Origin of the sequence: Pseudomonas triticicola (assembly GCF_019145375.1) — a bacterium.
Lineage (GTDB): Bacteria > Pseudomonadota > Gammaproteobacteria > Pseudomonadales > Pseudomonadaceae > Aquipseudomonas > Aquipseudomonas triticicola.
Genome location: NZ_JAHSTX010000001.1, coordinates 3,063,824 through 3,083,119 on the forward strand (window position 1 = coordinate 3,063,824; position 19,296 = coordinate 3,083,119).

Below are 19,296 nucleotides of genomic sequence, written 5' to 3' on the forward strand. Positions count from 1 at the left end.
CTGGCCATCTTTCCCGCACGAAATCAGCAACGTCGTGTTGCTAAAAGTTTCTGTCCCACATGTGTCCGTGAAATGTCCTACAAGGGTTTCTCCTGGCACCATCGTTCCGTTAGGATCGTACGCACACGTTTGCGCGAATTCTGCGCAAGGGGGCACAGCGAGACGGAACTCATGCTGAACAGTAATTTGCTTCGCAAGCTCGACATGCAGGACTTGATGGTGTTCGTCGCCGTGTACGAGCAGAGCAGTGTTACCGATGTCTCGGAAACCCTGTTCGTCAGCCAGTCCACCGTCAGTTATTGCCTGAAGAAACTGCGTACCAGTTTCGAAGACGAACTGTTCATCAACACCCGCACCGGCATGCGCCCGACCTACAAAGCCTGCAGCATGTACGGCCATGTGCAGAAGATCATCGAAAGCATCAACCTCTGCCACGCCGGTGCCCCGGCTTTCGACCCGAGCCGGCAGGCGGTGACTTTCAACATCTGCGCACCGGAATACTTCGAACAACTGATTCTGCCGCGACTGTTGAAGCGCTTCGACTTCGATGACTTGCCGGTGATGGTCAACATGCACAAGTTTGAAACCGACGTTCCGGCCGAAGAGTTGCGCGACGGCAGCCTCGATCTGGTGATCAGTTTCGGCCCGCACTTTCACCGCCAGCATGCGGATCTGAAATCACGGATGCTGTTGGAAGATGACCTGGTCTGCGTCTTCGACAAACGCGCCACGCCACTCGAACCGCGGTTGAGCCTGCAAGCATTCACCGAACGTCGGCATGTGTTCCCGACGCCGTGGACTTCAAGCACCAACATGGTCGACGGCTGGCTGGCGCGGCAGGCGCAGAAACGCCAGATCGTCGCGCGCTCGAACAGCTACAGCGCCGCGTTGAAGATGATCACCGGTACCGATTTCATCCTCACCCTGCCCCGGCGTATCCAGCGTTTGCTGACCAACGATGCGGTGTTCAACCACTGCGAGGCGCCCAATGGCTTGCCGGGTTTCACCCTCGACATGCAGTGGAGCCAGAACGCCGATCAGGACAGCGCCAACGTCTGGCTGCGCGAGCAGGTGATTCAGGTGTGCAGCGAGCTGGAAAACGCCTGAGCGTCAGATGCCGATCGCGGCTTTGCTGTAGGACTCGCGATCGATGTCGAGCAGTTCGACACACAGTTGCACTTCGAGCCCGGCCGGCCATTCGCAGAGTTCCTGCAACACTGCCAGCAGACTTTGCGAGAGCTGCTTCTTGATCTCCGCCGAGCGCCCGCTGAGCAAGGCCAGTTTCACATGGACGAAGGCGCGCTCGCCCTGCGCCGTGCCGACCTTGAAGTTGTCGATCTTGATCGCGCGGCTCTTGATATCGAACTCCGCGCCGAACTGACCGGAACCGACCAGCGTGTTGTTGAGCCGGATCAGGGCGATGTCAGCGTTCAACTGCGTCAGGTTGGCGGTGTATTCCATGTGCAGGTGTGGCATTGCGGATCTCCAGTCGACGGATGCGGGGGCGTACATATAACACAATCACACAGCGTCATTTGTGGGAGCGAGCCTGCTCGCGAAAGCGTCCTTTCAGTTTGCACATCCGCGCCTACCGAACCGCTTCGCGAGCAGGCTCGCTCCCACAGGGCTGTGCAGTGCTTGTCAGGACGGAATCAGCGGCCGTTCACTCATGAACGCTTCCAGCCGCGAGCGCAGCCAGCGTTCGGCCGGGTCGCTGTCGACGTGGCTGAGCCAGACCATCGACAGGTCCAGTGTCGGCGTCTTGAACGGAAACGGTTCCTGGAACAGCGCCCCCGACGCCGCCATTGCCGCTGCGGTGTAATCCGGCAGGCTGGCGATCAGGTCGGTGCCGGCCAGCAACGCCGGCAGTGCGCTGTATTGCGGCACCGACAACACCACCTGCCGCGTGCGGCCCAGTTCCGCCAGCCACTCATCGGCGTAGCCACTGACATTGGCCGTGTGCGACACCAGCACATGCGGGCGAGCGCAGTATTCGTCGAGGGTCAGCGGTGTGGCAGAGGCATCGGCGCGCAGGATGCTCGGCTGGATGTGCCGCAGCAGTTTGCGTTTGGCGTTGGCCGGCAGGCCCCGGGTCTGGCTGATGCCGACGGTGATATCGCCGGCGGCCAACAGGTCGGGAATCCGCCAGTAATCGACATGCTGCACGACGAACACCACGCTCGGCGCTTCCTGGCGCAGCGCGCGCAACAGCGGCGGCAGCAGGCCGAATTCGACGTCATCGGACAGGCCGATGCGAAAGGTCATGGTGCTGGTGGCTGGGTCGAAATCGCGTGTCAGGCTCAGCGCCGCCGACAGTGAATCCAGTGCCGGTTTGAGATGGCGGTAAATGTCTTCGGCACGGGCCGTCGGTTCCATGCGATGGCCGACGCGGATGAACAGCGGATCATTGAGCATCGTGCGCAAACGGTTGAGCGCCGAACTGATGGTCGGCTGGCCAAGGAACAGCTTCTCCGCCGCGCGGGTCACGTTGCGTTCGAGCATCAGGGTCTCGAATACCACCATCAGGTTGATGTCGGCCTTGCGAAGTTCATTGCGGTTCATCCATTGCCCCTGCTTCCGGAATAGCGGCAGTGTAGAAAGGCCCATGAACTGCGTCTATGGGCCGCTGCGCCAAACTGCCACTGCCGGGTCAATGAAGCGTCAACGCCCGAATGCCAATGGCCAGTTTGCGCGGATCGAGTCCCATGCCAAGGGCTCTAGGACTGATGGCGTCGGCGTACTGGAAACGAATCACCAGCACGCCTTCACGTTCGATGCGCTGCTGCACTTCGGCTGGCAGATCGACGCTGACAACGTTCGCTTCGGGTTTGCGCAAACGGGTGGAGAGCACCGGCACATCGTTGACGATGACTTCCAGCCCCTGTTCGGTATGCGACGGCGCAATCAACGCGTTGGCTTCCAGCACAAATGACCTCACCCGCGGCTCGGGCCGCAGAATGATTTGCGACTCACTGCCCTCGGACCACGTGCCCCACGGTTCGCTTTTCGACCATCCGCTGCCGAGGAAGAACGTCGCCAGGCTGGTAACGTTGAAGGTCACGCGCTCGTTCGTCTTGAGTGGCGAAATCAGCGTAAGGGGATCAGCGGCCACGATGGGCGGGCAATCGGCGCAACGCTTCCAGCCGGGCGCCAGCACGTTCAAACCGTCGATTCTGGCGAGTACGTCAGTCTCGCGATCGAGGGTCAGCGCGGCCGGCAGCACAGTGCGGCTATCGAGCACATACAGCGTATCGGTGGCGTATTGACCAGCGCTGACCATCTGGTCGGCCACAGCCTGGGCCGCCTCGGTGGCCTTGGTACTCATGCGGCCGAGGTAAACCGCATTGGTCGGCAGATGATGACGCCCGGCAAACTCGGCCAGCGTTCGCCACTGCTCCGGATAATTCTCCGGGCGCAACCATCGTACCGCCTGATAATGGCGGGCTGCCTGATCCCAGAATGGATCAACCAGTGGCGTCGGCCATTGTGGCGCCGGCGTGGCCATGAACAGGTTGCGCGACTCTCCCCAGCCGGAACGCGTATCCGCCACTTGCAGCACCAGGGCAACGCCCAGCAGAACCCGTGCCGTGCGCGAGGTATGGCCGCGAATCACCACGTACAGGATGGCGAAGATCGCCATGTACATGACCGGCCAGATCATCCGTCCCGAACCGCGAAAAATCGTCGCTACCGCCACCACCGCATCGGGCAGTGGAATATGCAACTCGAATGGGCCGACACCGATGTTGTTGGAAAACGCAAACAGCGCCAGGCCTGCCAGCGCGAGCAACAGCAGCGGGTAGCGACGTGGCTTGAGGTGAACATCCGTGCCGCGTTGCAGCCATGCCGCGAAGGAGCAGATGAACAGGAACACCACACCCAAACCAAGGAAAGCAAAACCGTCACCGTCGCCCAACACACCGGGCATGTCGCGCAGGGCAAACGACCAGGTTCCCGGGTCGAAAAAGCTCAGCACGTTGGCCCGGAACAGGCCGTAGCCCATCAATGCCAGGCCGTCGTCGCCGACGCTGAAGTAGCCCGCCTGCCAGCAGCACAGACTCACCAGCAAAAACAGTCCGATCAGTTCGGCCCCAGCTTTGCGCGGCGCCAAATGTCGCCGCAGGGTGTGCGCTGCGAGATCAGCGAGCCAGATCAGCGCAATCATCGCCAGCAAATAGGCGTGGATCAGCGCGGCCGCCGCCAGCAACGTTCCCCAGGCCAGAGAGCGCTTGGGCGTGAAGGGCCGCAGCGCCAGATAAAGCGCAGCCAGCAACATGAAATGACCGCCCAGGGACAGGTGCACGCTCATGCGGATCAGCATGGCCGGAACGAATAAAAACAGCCCGGTGCCGAGCAACCGCACAACCGCGTCGCGGGTCACCAGGCCGAGCAGTTTCCAGGCAAACCAGCTCTGCAGAATGAAGCAGGTCAGCAACCACAGTCCGAAATACTGAAACGGCTCCGGCAACAGCGCCGAGAACGGCTTGAACAAAAAGGCGAACAGCGGATTGGAATCGGAAAAGATCAAGCCGTTGGACAACTCCAGTCCGTAAGACGGATTGAGCCCCAGCGGAAAGCTCCATGGCGAGTGACGGAAAAACACCCAACCCTGGTAATGGGTGGCCGGGTCGCCGTCGCCCAGCCAGGCAATGTTCATTGGGTTCAACGCCCGAGGGCCGACCACGATAAAAAACGCCAGAATGCCTAGCAGCACAGGCAACAGCGCAGCGGCCCGAGAGGTTGAGCAAAGCTTCATCGATACGTCCAGAAATTATGCAAAACGAAAGTAAATGCCGGCACCGTCAGGGCCACGGCGCCGATCCCGAGCAGATAGTGCAACCCAGCCATTTGCGCCGCCCAGGCAACCAGCATCGCCAATAGAAAACCGCCCGCCGAGACCGACACAAAGCGCAGTAACGTGCGCCCGTGCAGGCGAGCTGAAAAGCTCCAGGTGGTATTGATCACATAAGACACAACGGTCGCCACGGCAAAGGCGAAACCATTGGCCAGCGGCGGTTCGGGCGCGATGAAGCGGATGAACAGCACAGCCACCAGCGCATGCAGCGCAGTGACGAACAGCCCGGTCAGGGCAAAGCGCAGACCACGGCGGACCAACGCTGAACGCTCACTGCCGATCACGGTTTCTGCGCCAGCACGAAGACGCTCAAACCGGCCAGCCGGTTTCTGCCCATCAACGGCAATTCCAGCCGGCACAGAGTCTTGAGCACGCTGTTGACCAACGGGTGATGACGCTTGAGTTGCGACTGTGGCTCTGCGGTTTGCGAACCTTGAGGCATCAGGCGCAACGCAGCGGCGATAGGAAACACCGCACCGAAATAGTAGGCGCCGCGCTGCACGGTCAAACCGGCATCGCCCGCCAGGGTTTCGAATTGCGCGAGGGTGTAGCGGCGCTTGTGCTCGAGAAAATCATCATGACCGCTCCAGAGAAACTGGAACGCTGGCACCGTCATCAGAAAACGACTGCCCGAAGGCACTTTATCGACATAGCTTTTGAGCAGGCCGAGGTCGTCGTCGACATGCTCGAGCACGTCCATCAGTAACACCAGATCAGCATCGATGCTGTCGATGCCGCGTCGGTAATGCACCGGTTTGCCCGCGTGGGAGGCGCTTGAATCGGCGGGGTAACTGATGTCGACGCACCACGCTTCATGCGCGTCGGTGTGGGTCAGCAGATGGTGCGAGAAAAACCCCGAGCCGGCACCGACATCGAGTATTCGCCGAATCGGCATGTCACCCAGCAATCGCCGGGTCGCCGCCGCTTTGCAGCAGTAATACCAATGCTCATCGATACTGTCGCCGAGGATGTCGGTTTCCTTGAGATCCATCTGTCAGTCCTTGGGGTCGTAGACGCGACGCACCAGAAAAACCGGTCGGCGTTTGGATTCGATATAGGTGCGGCCGAGGTATTCGCCGAGTACGCCAATGCCGATCAATTGCAGACCGCCAAGGAACGTGACCGCGACCATCAGCGAGGCATAACCGGGCAAGTCGACGCCGTGGATCAGTGTGCGCAGGACAATGAACATGGCGAACGCAAACGACACCAGCGAAACCGTCGCTCCCAGGTAGGTCCAGACCCGCAGCGGCTCGGTACTGAAACTGGTGATGCCTTCCAGGGCGAAATTCCACAGCCGCCAGCCATTGAACTTGCTTTGCCCGGCCACGCGCTCGGGGCGCTCGTAGTCGACATGAGTGGTGCGGAAACCGACCCAGGCGAACAGACCTTTCATGAAGCGCCGCGACTCGGGCAGGGTCAGCAAGGCATCGACCACGCAGCGGTCCATCAGGCGGAAGTCGCCAACGTTCTCCGGCAACGGCTGTTCGGCGATGCGGTTGTGCAGGCGATAGAACCAGTGGGCCGAGGTCGACTTGGCCCACGTGTCGCTACGGCGGCTGACACGATGCCCCAGCACCACTTCGTAACCTTCGCGCCAGCGCTCGATCATTTGCAAGATGACTTCCGGCGGGTCCTGCAGATCGGCGTCGATCGGCACCACGATCTGCCCGGTGGCCATCTGCAGACCGGCCGACAATGCCGCTTCCTTACCAAAGTTGCGACTCAGGTCGACGATGCGCAGACGCGAGTCTTGCCGCTGCCGTTCAAGCAAGCGCTCAAGGGTCGTGTCGGTGCTGCCATCGTTGATGAAGACCAGTTCAAGATCGATCAGCGCCTGCGTCTGAAAGACCTCGTCGATGCGCGAAAGAAAGCTGTCGAGGCTGTCCGCCTCGTTGAAAACGGGGATCACCAGCGACAACGTCACCTGCCCGGCCTGTTGCGTTCCGTGCTCAGTCAAAGGAGTGCTCTTTTTATAGTTTGTCGGTCATCGAAGTTTTTCGAGGCCATGAGCCGTCCCGTATTAAGCAGTAGCCGGCGTACTCGTGCAAGCAGGTCACGGGGTCATATCGGCCAATTCGCCGGGCAGTCGCGGCGCTCTGGGCAGGGTCTTTCAGAAACATCCGCGAACGATTGGAAACAAATCCGCGATAGCCAAAAAAACCCGCTGCGCTAGGCTTGCGTCGATGCGCCACACAGGTTGGCGCGCACATCCATCGCAGGGAGCGAACCCCATGTATTTTGAAATCTACCGACAAACCCGAGGCACCCCGAGCACTGGCAAAGGCCAGTGGCGCTGGCGTCTGCGCGCGCGCAACCACGAGACCGTGGCCAGTGGCGAATCGTATGTGAACAAGGCTGATTGCCTGCACGTGATCAATCTGATCAAAGCCGTACAGGGCGAGACGCCGATCAAAGAAATTTGAGCGACGTCCTGTTCATCTGCATAGCGGCACCGTCTGTCGCCCTTCAAAGGGTTTATTTGAATGCTTGTCAGCGGTGTTCATCAAAGGTGCATGTACTGCAATTTTTGCTGCCATGCACCCAAGGATTTCAGCCATGTCCCATGAACACCGCTACCTCATCAGTTTTATCGTCGACAACCAGCCGCAAAGCCGCACGCTGATTCACGATGGCGACACCCTTGATCCGGGTCTCGCTGAAACCCTGGTCAAGACCGCTTTCGCCGAATTGAAGACCGCTTCACTGAGCGACGTCCAGGTGCAGAAACGCACCAGGCGCGACGAAGGCGACAACGTCCCCGGCCACTATCAGCAGCCATGAGCCGATCCCGGGCCGCCACCATCCATCGATGCTGCGGAGGTTACGCGCCATGAAATCACTCGCCGCGATCTGCCTTGCTGTCTTGGCTATGAGCGTCCAGCCAGGCCATGCAGACACCATCGACGCCTTCATCGAAGAGGCGGCACAGCAAAGCCTGTTCCAGCACAACAGTTCGCGCATCGCCTTGGAAAAGGCAACCTTGCCCGAAGTCAAAGCGTTCGCCAGACGAATGATCGCCGACCATGAGCACTTCGATAAACAAATCAGGCAGCTGGGGCAAAGCCAGCAGATGGCGGTTCCCGCCGAACCCTCGGTGGCATCCAAAGCCAAGCAGCTACGCCTTGAATCAAGGGATGACTCCTTCGACCGCATTTACATCGACAGCCAGGCCGAAACCCTTGAGCAAAAGCTGATGCTGTTCAAGAAAGAAGCGCTGTCATCACAAAATCCGCAGCTCAAGGCTTTCGCCCAATCCGCGTTGCCGGACATCGAGAAACAGGCAAAAACTGCCCGCGACCTGCAGGAAAAACTCAAACCCTCCGCTGGCGCACTGAAATCCGTCAACCCCTGACCAACCGGGGGAACAATCAAAGCTGTAATAGAACCACGGCCGCCAGTACGGCAATCACTGCTAATACCGCCAGCACTTGGGTCGAAGTCAAGGCCAGCGCCGCGTCCTTTGAGCGGCCGATAAAGCGGCCACGGGTCTGATGCCGATCCGGCTGCGCTTCGAACAGGTTGTCCGGGTGCTCGTTGTCTTCAGGCTCATTGGTCTGCTGACCGGACCATGCACTTCGCGCCATCAAACGGTCGAGCAGACCGGGCATGACCGACTGGCCGACAATCGCCTTGATCGTCGACCACCCCAGCCACAACTCTCGCGGTGAATGCTTTACCACACTGAAAATCGCCCGTGCCGCCACGTCGGGGTCGTGAATCGGTGGCACCGGTTGGGGACGCTTGGGCAATTTGTTGCGTGCCCAATCGAACTGCGGGGTATTGATCGCCGGCAATTGCACCATGCACACGCGAATATGGCTGCGCTCATGCAGCAACTCACAGCGCAATGAATCAGTAAAACCGCGCACAGCAAACTTCGCCCCGCAATAGGCGGCCTGCAACGGAATGGCGCGATAGGCCAGTGCCGAGCCGACCTGGATGATCACCCCTTTGTTGCGCGGACGCATCAACGACAGCGCCGCCAAGGTGCCATGAACCGTACCGAGATAGGTCACCTGAGTGACGCGCTCGATCTCGGCGGCGGACAATTGTTCTATCGGCGAGAGCACCGTGACCATCGCCGCGTTGACCCAGACTGCCAGCGGTCCGAGCGCGGCTTCCAGTTGCTGCGCAGCCTCTTGCACGGCGAGCGCATCGGCGATATCGACGCTAACCGTTTCAACCTGAACGCCATACGCTTGCAGCTCCTCTTGCGTGGCAGCCAGTCCCGCCGGATTACGCGCCAACAGGCCGATGCGGTAGCCGCCAGCCGCAAACCGGTGGGCCACTGCGCGACCCACGCCAGCACTGGCGCCGGTTATCACTACCAACGGTTGCTCCTGCATGGATCGCCCTCCCGGCGGTCAATCAATCGGCCCGATGTTGATCATCAGGTCATCGCCCAGCCCTTGCACCTTGGCCAGCACGTCCACCGGCGTTTCGCTGGAAAAATGCACGACGTAGCCCATGCCGCTGCCATCTTCTTCGATTGCACTGACCCACGACTCCACCTCGTCAGCATCCAGCCCCAGCGCTTGGCCGATCTGGTGGTTGCGGTGATCGGAATCGGTTTCGTCCATCGGATAATCACTCATAGCAAACATCTCCTCGGGGCTTGTCCCCTCACTGGTTGCTCAATATGGTCTTAAGGATGGACGCCGAACGTTCGCTGACAGTTCGTTTTTTTCAGCCGAGCATCGAGCGCAGCTTGCGCAACAGATCCACCGGCGCGTAGGGCTTGGCGATCAATTCGAACTCATTGTCAGCCAGCTCATCGGGCGTCGACTCGTCCGCGCAGTAGCCAGTCGTCAGCAAGACCTGCGTGACCGGATAGCGCTGGCTGATTTCCCGCGCCAGTGCCAGCCCGTTCATCTCACCGGGCATGACCAGATCGGTGAAGACCAGCTCAAAGTCGCTAGTCTGTAACATCGCCAGCGCCTCGCTCGCGTCTGCAGCGATGGTGGTGCGGTAACCCTGTTCGGACAGTACGAAGCGCGCCAGTTCAGCAACTTCGGCGCGATCCTCGACGATCAGGATGCGCTCCGTGCCCTTGAGATTTTCTGCGGTCTCAGCGGAGCCAGGTGCCGATAGCTGACTGTCATCCGCCGGGAAGAACAAGCGCACCGTGGTGCCGAGCCCCGGCGTCGATTCGATTTTGACCACACCGCCGGATTGCTTGACGAAGCCGTAAACCATCGACAAACCGAGGCCGGCACCGTTGCCTTCCTCTTTGGTGGTGAAAAACGGCTCCATGACCTTGTCGAGATCGTCGGCGGCAATGCCCACGCCGTTATCGGCGATCGCGATGCAGACGTAACGCCCCGCCGCCAGTCCGCCCTGGTGCGGATCGGTCGCGTCAGGGACAACGACGTTGCGGGTCTGCACGGTGATCACCGGCTGTTGCTGCTGCCCCAACGCATCGCGGGCATTGGACAGCAGATGATTCAGTGCCATCTCGGCCTGCGCCGGGTCGAGCCGGCAGTTCCACAAGTCCTCGGCCAGTTCGAATCGCGGTTCCAGATCGGCGGATTCATGCGTCGGCAGCGTAGAGCGCTCAAGCAAGGCATTGAGATTGATCACCCGGCCTTCGAGCCGTTGTCGGCGGGAGAATGCCAGCAGATGCTGGGTCAGCAAACGTGCTTTTTCCGCCGCCGCGCGAGCGTGGCCGGCGCCGACCACGATGCGTTGCGGATCAATGCTCGGCCGCTTGGCGGTGTGCTGGATCAGCTCGATGTAGCCAATCATCACTTGCAACAGATTGTTGAAATCGTGGGCGATGCCACCGGTCAACTGGCCCAGCGCTTCCATGTTCTCGCTGTAGCGCAAACCGTCCTCGGCGTCGCGTCGGCGGCTGACGTCCATTTGCGAGGCGAAGAAATACACCAGTTGCCCGCGCTCGTTGAATAGTGGCGCGATGAACAGCTCGTTCCAGAACGACGAGCCATCCTTGCGATAGTTGAGTACCTCCACGCAGGTTTCGTGTTGATGTTTGAGCGCTTGCTTGACCTGTTGCAAGACGGAACGATCAGTCTGCTCGCCTTGCAGAAACCTGCAGTTGCGCCCGAGCACTTCTTCCAGCTCGTAGCCGCTGAATTCAAGAAACGCATTGTTGGCAAAAATGATGGGATCGTCGGGCTGCGCTGGATCGGTGACAATCATGGCCATACGGCTGACCTGCACCGCCGCGAAAAACACATCTTTGCGTTCTTGCGAAAGGGTCGCCGCATCGGCGCGGTCGACGATCGGCCTGGATTTTCTGGGCAAGTTGACCTCCGCTAAGTGACTCCGTTTCGCTGTGACCATCATCAGCGAGCGAAGTGCCAAGGCCAGAAGCCGACAGCGCGGGTGTCCGATGAATTGTCGCAGTCCATCGATGGATCCGAATCGCCTCGCTGATTGTCGAAAGCACACCGAGAACTGCACGCAATATCTGAAATCCGATCCGCCAGGGAGAACCACCGTGGATTTGTTGTTTCTAGGCACGTCTGCCGGCGTGCCGACCCGCCAGCGCAACGTCAGCGCAACAGCATTGATCGCCTCTGCCGGCAAGGGCTGGTACCTGATCGATTGCGGTGAAGGCACCCAGCATCAGGTGCTGCGCACGCCGCTGTCATTGAGTGAATTGCGGGCGATTTTCATCACTCATGTGCACGCCGATCACTGCCTGGGCTTGCCGGGTCTGCTGGCGAGCACCGGCATGTCCGGACGCACGCGGCCGCTGGACATTATTCTGCCGGCGGCGCTGCATCCGTGGCTGAGAATGAGCCTGGAAGTGACGCAATCGCATCTGCCCTTCGAGATCAACCTGCACGCTGTGGAAACGCTTACCGAATGGCGCAACTTCAACGTTCTGGTGCAGACCGTCGAGTTGTCGCACCGCGTGCCGTGTCACGGTTATGTATTTACCGAGTCCGATCCGGAACCGCGTCTCGACGTGCAGCGACTCGACGCTGAAGGCATCGAACGCGGCCCGCTCTGGGGTCAGTTGGCCCATGGTCAGGACGTGGAGGTTGACGGGCGGATGCTGCACGCTCGCGACTATCTGCTGAGCGCGCGACCTGATCGGCGCATCATCGTCTGCGGCGACAACGATCGGCCGGCACTGCTGGCAGAAGTGGCGCAATCGGCGGATGTGCTGGTGCATGAAGCGACATTCGTGCAGGCAGCAATCGACCGCGCTCGTGCCAGTTACGGCCACAGCAGCGCCGCCGCTGTCGCCGGTTTCGCCGAATCCGCTGGGGTGCGCAATCTGGTGCTGACGCACTTCAGCGCACGCTATCAGGCCAACCCGGCGCTGAGTCCGTCGATCGAAGATGTGCGCAGTGAAGCGGCGGCGCTGTATAACGGCCAACTGATTCTCGCGCGGGATCTGCAGCGCTATCACCTCGACCGCTTGGGTCATTTGCAGCCTGTGGCAATCGAGCGCAAACCTCTGGAAGTCGCGCCTTAGTTTGATACCGCGTCCGCCCGGTTTTCAGGCGGACGCCGGTGCGGGATTACTTCTTGGCTTCTTTGTCCGGATCCGCCGAGCGTTCGAGAAACGCGTCGGTCAGTTGCGGCAAATGCTTGAGCAGCCATTCAGCCATGGCCACTTCCTGCGGCAGAATCTGTTCGCAGGCCTTCTGCGTCTGCGTGTCCCCCGCCGCTTTCGCCGCTGCGATCAGCACGGTATAGCTGGCGACCTCCATGTTCTCGAAAACGTAGCCGGCCATGGCGCCCTTGATCACTTCATCGCTCATCAAGGAGCCGCCAACAGCCTGACCGAACGCCATCAATTTGCCGCCCAGGTCTTTCATCGTCGAGGATTCACCGCCCAGACGTTGCAGGCATTCGTCGATGAGTTTCTGCTGGCCGAGGGTTTCTTCGATGTGCTGATCGATGCGCGCCTTGAGCTGCGGGTAATGTTCCAGACGCTTGGATTGTGCCTTGAGCATTTGCTCGGCCTGTTGCTCCATGGCATGGGCATCACGCAGCCAGTCGAGCAGGTTTTCCTGTGGAGTAGCCATTGTCGAGTCCTCTTCTTGATGATTTCCCAGTGATCAACCGGGGCGCGCCGCCTGATGTCCGGCGCGCCCCTCGTGCCTTACAAACCAGGCTTGGCCTGCGCGCCGGCGCCCAGATCCGCACCGGTGACCGGCTCGCTGTTGGGGTCGGACATGGTGCGCATTTTCATGTTTTCCAGCAGCGCTTCGTCGGCGCTGTCCAGTTGCACGGTGGCCAGGCCATCGCCGCCGTCGACCGCTGGCGTCGGGGTTTCGACGAACTCCCAATCGTCGCCCTGATTCCACGGGCCGCGCATGCTTTCGGTGCCTTGCGACATGTTGAAGTAGACGTTGGTGAACTCAGGCATGCCGGGCAGCTTGCCTTGCGGGAAGTTTGGCTGAATCGAATGCAGGGCTTTTTCGAATGACAACTGGTGGGCGATCTCACGGGTCATCAGAAAGCCCAGCGCCTCTTTCACGCCGGGGTCATCGGTCACGTTCATCAAGCGCTCATAGACGATCTTCGCCCGTGCTTCAGCAGCAATGTTGGAGCGCATGTCGGCGGTCGGCTCACCGATGGTATCGACGTACGCCGCCGTCCAGGGCACACCGGCAGAGTTGGTCAGCGGCGAACCGGCACCGTAGAGCAGGCTGGTGATGTGCGAGTCATTGCCGTTGCCATTGAGCGAGCGATACAACTCGCCCTCCTGCTCGACACCTTCGGCCATCCGGCCTTTCGCGCCCTTGTTGAGCATGACGATGATCGAGCCAATGATTTCCAGGTGGCTGAGTTCTTCAGTGGCGATATCCATCAGCAGGTCTTTGCGTCCCGGATCGTCCTCGGCCAGGGCTTGAGTGAAATAGCGCGAAGCCGCCGCCAGTTCACCTTGCGCGCCGCCAAACTGCTCAAGCAACAGATTGGCCAGCCCCGGATTGGGCTCGGCGACACGAACGGTGTATTGAAGTCGCTTGTTATGTAGAAACATGACAAATCTCCTCAGTCGGGTAAGCGTGGCAAGTTCTGGGTAAAAGTTTGCCTACCCTTTTGTGAAGCATTGTCGTTGCGGAAATTTCAAAAAATTTGCGGCGACAGGACAAATGGTTTGAACCGCGCCAACAAGCGAAACGGGGCTATACCGCTGGGGATATTCGCACTGGAATGACCGGAACTTATTGCCGGAATCGAGTCTCCAGCGCGCGATTCGATTTCCAGCGCCGCGATCACTAACGCAGCAAATGCACCACCAACCCAACCAACGCACAGCCCAGCAACACCTGAATCACTCCGCGCTTGAAGCGAAACAGCGCAATGGCCGCCGCAATGGCGATCAACGCCGAGGGCCAATCCAGGCTGCCGCTGAACCCTTGCGGCCAGAGCACGTGGTAGCCGAAGAAACACGCCAGATTGAGAATCACCCCAACCACCGCAGCGGTGATCGCGGTCAGTGGGGCGGTGAATTTGAGTTCGTCGTGCGTCGACTCCACCAGCGGGCCGCCGGCGAGGATGAACAGGAAGGAAGGCAGAAAGGTGAACCACGTCACCAGTGCGGCAGCGACCGCTCCGGCGAGAAACACCTGATCGGCGCCGAACACCTGCGTCACATAAGCGCCGACAAAACCGACAAACGCCACCACCATGATCAGCGGCCCCGGCGTGGTTTCGCCCAGCGCCAGGCCGTCGATCATCTGCGTCGGGGTCAGCCAGCCGTAGTGACCGACCGCACCTTGATAGACATAGGGCAGCACCGCATAAGCTCCACCGAAGGTGAGCAGCGCTGCCTTGGTGAAGAACCAGCTCATTTGCGTCAACGTGCCCTGCCAGCCGAATAGCGCGGTCAATACTCCCATCGGCAACGCCCAAAGCGCGGCACCGATCACGGCGATCAAGGCCAGTTTCGTCCAGCTGAAACGGGCATGGGCCGGGGTTGGCATGTCGTCGTCGATCAACGCTGGGCCGAAAGACTTTTTCGCCGCGCTATGCCCGCCAACCATGAACTTCTCGGGCGCCAGACGCCCGCCGAAGTAGCCAACCACCGCCGCGCCCAACACGATCAACGGGAACGGCACATTGAACGCAAAAATCGCGGTAAACGACGCCGCCGCAATCGCCCACAGCCAATTGTTCTTCAGCGCCCGCGAACCGATGCGATGCGCCGCCTGCACGACAATGGCCGTCACCGCAGGCTTGATCCCGTAAAACAGTCCGGCCACCACCGGCACTTCACCGAAGGCGATATAGAGCCACGACAGGAAAATCAGGATGAACAGCGAAGGCAACACGAACAACGCCCCGGCCACAATCCCGCCCCAGCTTCGATGCATCAACCAGCCAATGTAGGTCGCCAACTGCTGCGCCTCAGGCCCGGGCAGCAACATGCAATAGTTCAAGGCATGCAGAAAACGCCGCTCGGAAATCCAGCGCCGCCGCTCGACCAACTCCTGGTGCATGATCGAAATCTGTCCGGCCGGCCCGCCGAAACTGATAAAGCCCAGCTTCAACCAGAACCAGAACGCCTCGCGTAGACTCACGGCCTGCGGACTAACGTCGTCATCACCCACCAACGGCTGAACTTCACGCATCGAGCTGTTCCTTTTATGCAGTCGGCAGGTTGTACCCGAAAAGCGCAACGAACAAAACGCCAGAAACGAAAAAGCCCCCGTAATCAGCAATGATTACGGGGGCTTCGTCTTGTTCAATAATGGCGGAGAGATAGGGATTCGAACCCTAGGTACCGGTGAAGGTACAACGGATTTCGAATCCGTCCCATTCGGCCACTCTGGCATCTCTCCAACGGCGCGCATCATAACAACACTTTCGTTGGTTGCGAACCCCCCAAACGAAATTTTTTCCGTGCTATCAGATGCTTGCGTCGATTAAAGCGGTACGCCCAGACGAGCGGCGACTTCTTCGTAGGCTTCGATGACGTCACCGAGGCCTTGGCGGAAGCGGTCCTTGTCCATCTTCTTCTTGGTGTCCTTGTCCCACAGACGGCAGCCGTCCGGGCTGAACTCGTCGCCGAGGACGATGGAGCCGTCGCTGAACACGCCGAATTCAAGCTTGAAGTCGACCAGCAGCAGGCCGGCGTCGTCGAACAGTTTGCTCAGGACTTCGTTGACCTTGAGCGACAGTTCCTTCATGCGCGCCAGTTGCTCGGCGGTGCCCCAACCGAATGCCACAACGTGGGATTCGTTGATGAACGGGTCGCCCTTGGCGTCGTCCTTCAAGAACAGTTCGAAGGTGTACGGGTTGAGCTTCATGCCCTCTTCGACGCCGAGACGCTTGACCAGGCTGCCGGCGGCGTAGTTACGCACGACGCATTCGACCGGGATCATGTCGAGCTTCTTCACCAGGCACTCGTTGTCGCCCAGCAGTTTGTCGAACTGGGTCGGCACGCCGGCCGCTTCGAGCTTCTGCATGATGAAGGCGTTGAACTTGTTGTTCACCATACCTTTGCGATCGAGCTGTTCGATGCGCTTGCCGTCGAACGCCGAAGTGTCGTTGCGAAACAGCAGGATCAAGCGGTCAGCGTCGTCGGTCTTGTAAACCGATTTGGCTTTGCCGCGGTAGAGTTCTTCACGTTTTTCCATGATGGGCTCCGCTTGCTAAGTAGGTGGGCTAGACGATGTGGCGCCAGTCGAGCCCTGAATCTTGATCGGCCAGTTGCAGCCAGTCCGGGTCGCACCCGAGAGTATCGACAAAACATTGCCGGGCCAGCTGCGGCAGGTTGTTCTTGCTGCTCAGATGGGCCAGGACCAGGTGTTGCAAACCCTGCCAGCCCAACTCGGCCACCAGGAATGCCGCCTGATGGTTGTTCAGATGTCCGCGTTCGCCGCCTACCCGTTGCTTGAGAAAGTACGGGTAGTGACCACGGGCCAGCATGTCGCGGCAATGGTTCGACTCGATCATCAATGCATCGAGGTCCCGATAGCCATCCAGCACCCGCTCGCAGAACGACCCCAGGTCGGTCAGCAGGCCGAAGCGCCGCTGTTCCTGATCGCTGAAAACGTACTGGGTCGGCTCCTGCGCGTCGTGGGCCACGGCAATGACCCCGACGTTCAGTGCGCCGATCTGCAGCTGCTCGCCGCCGGCCAGAAAGCCTGCCGGTTCAAGCGGTTTGCGCATCCCGCGCAGCGTGCCACGACTGAGGTAGACCGGCAGATTGTAGCGCCGAGACAGTAAACCCACGCCATGCACGTGGTCGGCATGTTCGTGGGTCACGAGTATCGCGCTCAGTTGCGCCGGGTGAACACCCAGGCGCAACAGACGTCTTTCGGTTTCCCGCAGGGAAAAACCACAATCCACCAGCACGTACGTATCAGCACTGGCGATCAGCGTGCCGTTCCCTTGGCTACCGCTGCCGAGAACGGCAAAACGCATATCGGATCAGCCCAGGTTGTCCTGAATCACGCTCAACACTTTACGCGCGACATCGGCCGGCGCGACGGTGTTGATGTTCTTTTCGACGGTAACCTGGATGTTCTCGCCCACCTTGCTCAGGCGAACCTGATAACGCTCGGCGCGGGCTTCGACTTCTTCCTTGCTCGGCGCACTGCCGAACAGGCTGCTGAAGAAGCCAGGCTTGTCGTCTTTCTTCTCGGCTTTTTCGGCCAGGTTGATGTAGTACAGGCCCAGACTGCGGTTGATGTCTTCAACGCGCCATTCGCCCTGTTCCAGCGCACGGCCGACGCTCGACCAGGCGCGGTCCAGATCGGTACCGACGTTCAATACCGGGTTGCCGCTGCCGTCTTCGTTCAGGCTGACACGGCTCGGCGCATCGAAATCACGCGAGGCCAGCATCGACACCGAACCGCCCTTCTCGGACGTGCGGCTCATGCTCGCGAGCATGTCGTCGACCAGCGCAGCGTCCAGGCCAGTGTTGACCGAACGGTTGGTGAAAGCCACGTCGGCCGTGCTGCCGGCAGGACGCTCGGCGCTGACTACGTAGATTTCACTGGTGTTGCGCTGCACGCCCGGCTCGATGCGCACGCGCACGCGGGTTTCGCTGTCGCTGGCGATACCGGCCGCACTCAGGCGCTTGGCCATCGAAGCGGACAGCTCGTCGGAGTGCTGCCAGGTGGTGGTGAACTCACCGGTCTGCGGACGCTGTTCATCCAGACGGAAACCGTTGTCCTGGAAGAACTGCAGCGCCACTGGCCAGACTTCGGCCGGAGGGTGCTGGGCCACGACCCAACGCGAATCACCGCTCTTCTGCAGCGAGTAATCAGTTGCGTCGGCAACCGCCGAAAGCGGCTGAGGACGCGGCACAACGTACTCGCCCGTCGCGGTGTCATCGGCCACGTTGCGCGGGATCGGCAACAGCGGATCGAGACGTTTGGCAGTGCTCACCTCCGGTGGCAATTGCATCGGTGCAGTCTGTTGCGCTTGCAGGTAATCGCTTCCACGGTCGCGGAAATAACCTTCCGGCCCCCAGACCCATCCGCAGCCACTGGTGCTGGAGATAATCAAGGCAAGTGCGGAAAGTCCGGCCATTCGCTTCATGCGTTGTACTTCCTCAATTAAACCAGGACGTTGCACTGGCGCAGGGCCGAGCGCAGCGTTTCATGACAAGGGGTGCTCAGCCAGGTCAGTGGCAGGCGGATGCCTTCGTGCATCAGGCCCATTTCGACCAAAGCCCACTTCACCGGAATCGGGTTGGCTTCGATGAACAGGTCCTTGTGCAGCGGCATCAGTTTTTCGTTGATTGCGCGTGCGGTATCGGCGTCGCCCTTCAGCGCGGCCTCGCACAGGTCAGCCATTTCGCGCGGGGCGACGTTGGCGGTGACCGAGATGTTGCCTTTGCCGCCCAGCAGGATCAGCTCGACAGCGGTCGGATCATCGCCGGACAGCACGATGAAATCCTTGCTCACGCCATCGATGATCGCTTTGGCGCGCTTGAGGTCGCCGGTGGCTTCCTTGATGCCGATGATGTTCGGCACGGTGGACAGGCGAATCACCGTCTCGGCCTGCATGTCGCAGGAGGTGCGGCCGGGAACGTTGTAGAGAATCTGCGGAATGTCGACCGCTTCAGCGATGTGCTTGAAGTGCTGGTACAGGCCTTCCTGGGTCGGCTTGTTGTAGTACGGGACAACCAGCAGGCAGGCGTCGGCGCCGGCGGCCTTGGCGTTGCGGGTCAGCTCGACGGCTTCGCGGGTCGAATTGGCGCCGGTGCCGGCGATGACCGGAATGCGCCCGGCAACCTGTTTGACCACGGCTTTGATGACGGCGATGTGCTCTTCTACATCAAGGGTGGCCGACTCGCCGGTAGTACCGACGGCGACGATGGCATGGGTGCCGTTCTTGAGGTGGAAGTCCACGAGTTTGCTGAGGCTGTCCCAGTCAAGACGCCCTTGTGCATCCATGGGAGTGACCAGTGCCACCATACTGCCCGCAATCATGAAACCGCTCCTGCCGGAAAAAGAGAGCGGTAATGGTACTGGCGCCAAGATGCTTGCACA

At 60.2% G+C, this 19,296-nt stretch carries 21 protein-coding genes and 1 tRNA gene; 5 read left to right on the forward strand and 17 right to left on the reverse strand.

The features are described from left to right. Window positions 1-171 precede the first annotated feature (171 nt). Complete coding sequence (locus KVG85_RS13635) at window positions 172-1,107, forward strand: LysR family transcriptional regulator (protein WP_073472928.1); 936 nt, start codon at window positions 172-174, stop codon at window positions 1,105-1,107. 3 nt (window positions 1,108-1,110) lie between these two features. Here the strand turns inward: KVG85_RS13635 and KVG85_RS13640 are convergent, their stop codons facing one another. From KVG85_RS13640 to KVG85_RS13665, 6 genes are all read right to left on the reverse strand, one after another. Next, window positions 1,111-1,476 carry a 5-carboxymethyl-2-hydroxymuconate Delta-isomerase gene (locus KVG85_RS13640; RefSeq protein ID WP_041478855.1) on the reverse strand — a complete coding sequence of 122 codons (366 nt, stop codon included), beginning with the start codon at window positions 1,474-1,476 and terminating at the stop codon, window positions 1,111-1,113. 165 nt (window positions 1,477-1,641) lie between these two features. Continuing rightward, window positions 1,642-2,562 carry a LysR substrate-binding domain-containing protein gene (locus tag KVG85_RS13645; RefSeq protein ID WP_123442913.1) on the reverse strand — a complete coding sequence of 307 codons (921 nt, stop codon included), beginning with the start codon at window positions 2,560-2,562 and terminating at the stop codon, window positions 1,642-1,644. An 88-nt stretch (window positions 2,563-2,650) separates the two neighbouring features. Beyond that, complete coding sequence (locus KVG85_RS13650) at window positions 2,651-4,756, reverse strand: DUF6311 domain-containing protein (RefSeq protein ID WP_217864130.1); 2,106 nt, start codon at window positions 4,754-4,756, stop codon at window positions 2,651-2,653. Further along, a complete protein-coding gene (locus KVG85_RS13655) occupies window positions 4,753-5,139 on the reverse strand; it encodes a GtrA family protein (RefSeq protein WP_024012011.1) in 387 nt (128 codons plus the stop codon). Before KVG85_RS13655 ends, KVG85_RS13650 begins: the two co-directional genes overlap by 4 nt. Next, window positions 5,136-5,846: a class I SAM-dependent methyltransferase gene (locus KVG85_RS13660; protein ID WP_217864131.1), complete on the reverse strand. Its 711-nt coding sequence runs from the start codon at window positions 5,844-5,846 to the stop codon at window positions 5,136-5,138. Before KVG85_RS13660 ends, KVG85_RS13655 begins: the two co-directional genes overlap by 4 nt. Before the next feature lie 3 nt (window positions 5,847-5,849). Then, a complete protein-coding gene (locus tag KVG85_RS13665; protein ID WP_071174682.1) occupies window positions 5,850-6,815 on the reverse strand; it encodes a glycosyltransferase family 2 protein in 966 nt (321 codons plus the stop codon). Window positions 6,816-7,089: 274 nt separating this feature from the next. Between KVG85_RS13665 and KVG85_RS13670 the strand changes: the two genes are divergently transcribed. The 3 genes from KVG85_RS13670 to KVG85_RS13680 all read left to right on the forward strand — a co-directional run bounded on the left by KVG85_RS13670 (window position 7,090) and on the right by KVG85_RS13680 (window position 8,210). After that, window positions 7,090-7,281: a YegP family protein gene (locus KVG85_RS13670; RefSeq protein WP_016771242.1), complete on the forward strand. Its 192-nt coding sequence runs from the start codon at window positions 7,090-7,092 to the stop codon at window positions 7,279-7,281. A gap of 133 nt (window positions 7,282-7,414) precedes the next feature. Beyond that, window positions 7,415-7,639 carry a hypothetical protein gene (locus KVG85_RS13675; RefSeq protein WP_217864132.1) on the forward strand — a complete coding sequence of 75 codons (225 nt, stop codon included), beginning with the start codon at window positions 7,415-7,417 and terminating at the stop codon, window positions 7,637-7,639. Between the two features lie 49 nt (window positions 7,640-7,688). Beyond that, a complete protein-coding gene (locus tag KVG85_RS13680; protein ID WP_217864133.1) occupies window positions 7,689-8,210 on the forward strand; it encodes a DUF4142 domain-containing protein in 522 nt (173 codons plus the stop codon). Between the two features lie 16 nt (window positions 8,211-8,226). On the opposite strand, the gene KVG85_RS13685 is transcribed toward KVG85_RS13680, so the two are convergent. The 3 genes from KVG85_RS13685 to KVG85_RS13695 form a co-directional block, all read right to left on the reverse strand. Continuing rightward, window positions 8,227-9,204, reverse strand: coding sequence for an SDR family oxidoreductase (locus KVG85_RS13685; RefSeq protein ID WP_217864134.1), 978 nt, complete (start codon window positions 9,202-9,204; stop codon window positions 8,227-8,229). Between the two features lie 18 nt (window positions 9,205-9,222). After that, window positions 9,223-9,453, reverse strand: a complete 231-nt coding sequence (locus KVG85_RS13690) for a hypothetical protein (protein ID WP_217864135.1) — start codon at window positions 9,451-9,453, stop codon at window positions 9,223-9,225. Between the two features lie 91 nt (window positions 9,454-9,544). Beyond that, window positions 9,545-11,122 (reverse strand): histidine kinase famiy protein, encoded by a 1,578-nt coding sequence (locus tag KVG85_RS13695; protein WP_225926671.1) that lies wholly within the window; start codon window positions 11,120-11,122, stop codon window positions 9,545-9,547. Window positions 11,123-11,318: 196 nt separating this feature from the next. Here KVG85_RS13695 and KVG85_RS13700 point away from each other — a divergent pair, with 196 nt between their 5' ends. Continuing rightward, window positions 11,319-12,308 (forward strand): ribonuclease Z, encoded by a 990-nt coding sequence (locus tag KVG85_RS13700; RefSeq protein WP_217864136.1) that lies wholly within the window; start codon window positions 11,319-11,321, stop codon window positions 12,306-12,308. A 46-nt stretch (window positions 12,309-12,354) separates the two neighbouring features. Here KVG85_RS13700 and KVG85_RS13705 read toward each other — a convergent pair whose 3' ends face one another. The 8 genes from KVG85_RS13705 to dapA all read right to left on the reverse strand — a co-directional run bounded on the left by KVG85_RS13705 (window position 12,355) and on the right by dapA (window position 19,236). Continuing rightward, complete coding sequence (locus tag KVG85_RS13705) at window positions 12,355-12,864, reverse strand: ferritin-like domain-containing protein (RefSeq protein WP_024012005.1); 510 nt, start codon at window positions 12,862-12,864, stop codon at window positions 12,355-12,357. 77 nt (window positions 12,865-12,941) lie between these two features. Further along, window positions 12,942-13,826 (reverse strand): manganese catalase family protein, encoded by an 885-nt coding sequence (locus tag KVG85_RS13710; RefSeq protein WP_207808309.1) that lies wholly within the window; start codon window positions 13,824-13,826, stop codon window positions 12,942-12,944. A gap of 238 nt (window positions 13,827-14,064) precedes the next feature. Then, window positions 14,065-15,420, reverse strand: coding sequence for a chromate efflux transporter (gene chrA / locus KVG85_RS13715; RefSeq protein WP_217864137.1), 1,356 nt, complete (start codon window positions 15,418-15,420; stop codon window positions 14,065-14,067). A 120-nt stretch (window positions 15,421-15,540) separates the two neighbouring features. Then, window positions 15,541-15,630: transfer RNA gene (locus tag KVG85_RS13720), tRNA-Ser, on the reverse strand. An 84-nt stretch (window positions 15,631-15,714) separates the two neighbouring features. Next, the gene (gene purC, locus KVG85_RS13725) at window positions 15,715-16,428 is read right to left on the reverse strand and encodes a phosphoribosylaminoimidazolesuccinocarboxamide synthase (RefSeq protein ID WP_016771262.1); all 714 of its coding nucleotides are present in this window, start codon (window positions 16,426-16,428) and stop codon (window positions 15,715-15,717) included. 28 nt (window positions 16,429-16,456) lie between these two features. Next, window positions 16,457-17,218, reverse strand: coding sequence for an MBL fold metallo-hydrolase (locus tag KVG85_RS13730; protein WP_217864138.1), 762 nt, complete (start codon window positions 17,216-17,218; stop codon window positions 16,457-16,459). 6 nt (window positions 17,219-17,224) lie between these two features. Then, a complete protein-coding gene (gene bamC / locus KVG85_RS13735; protein ID WP_217864139.1) occupies window positions 17,225-18,340 on the reverse strand; it encodes an NlpB/DapX family lipoprotein in 1,116 nt (371 codons plus the stop codon). 17 nt (window positions 18,341-18,357) lie between these two features. Beyond that, complete coding sequence (gene dapA, locus KVG85_RS13740) at window positions 18,358-19,236, reverse strand: 4-hydroxy-tetrahydrodipicolinate synthase (protein WP_016771265.1); 879 nt, start codon at window positions 19,234-19,236, stop codon at window positions 18,358-18,360. Between the last annotated feature and the right edge of the window lie 60 nt (window positions 19,237-19,296).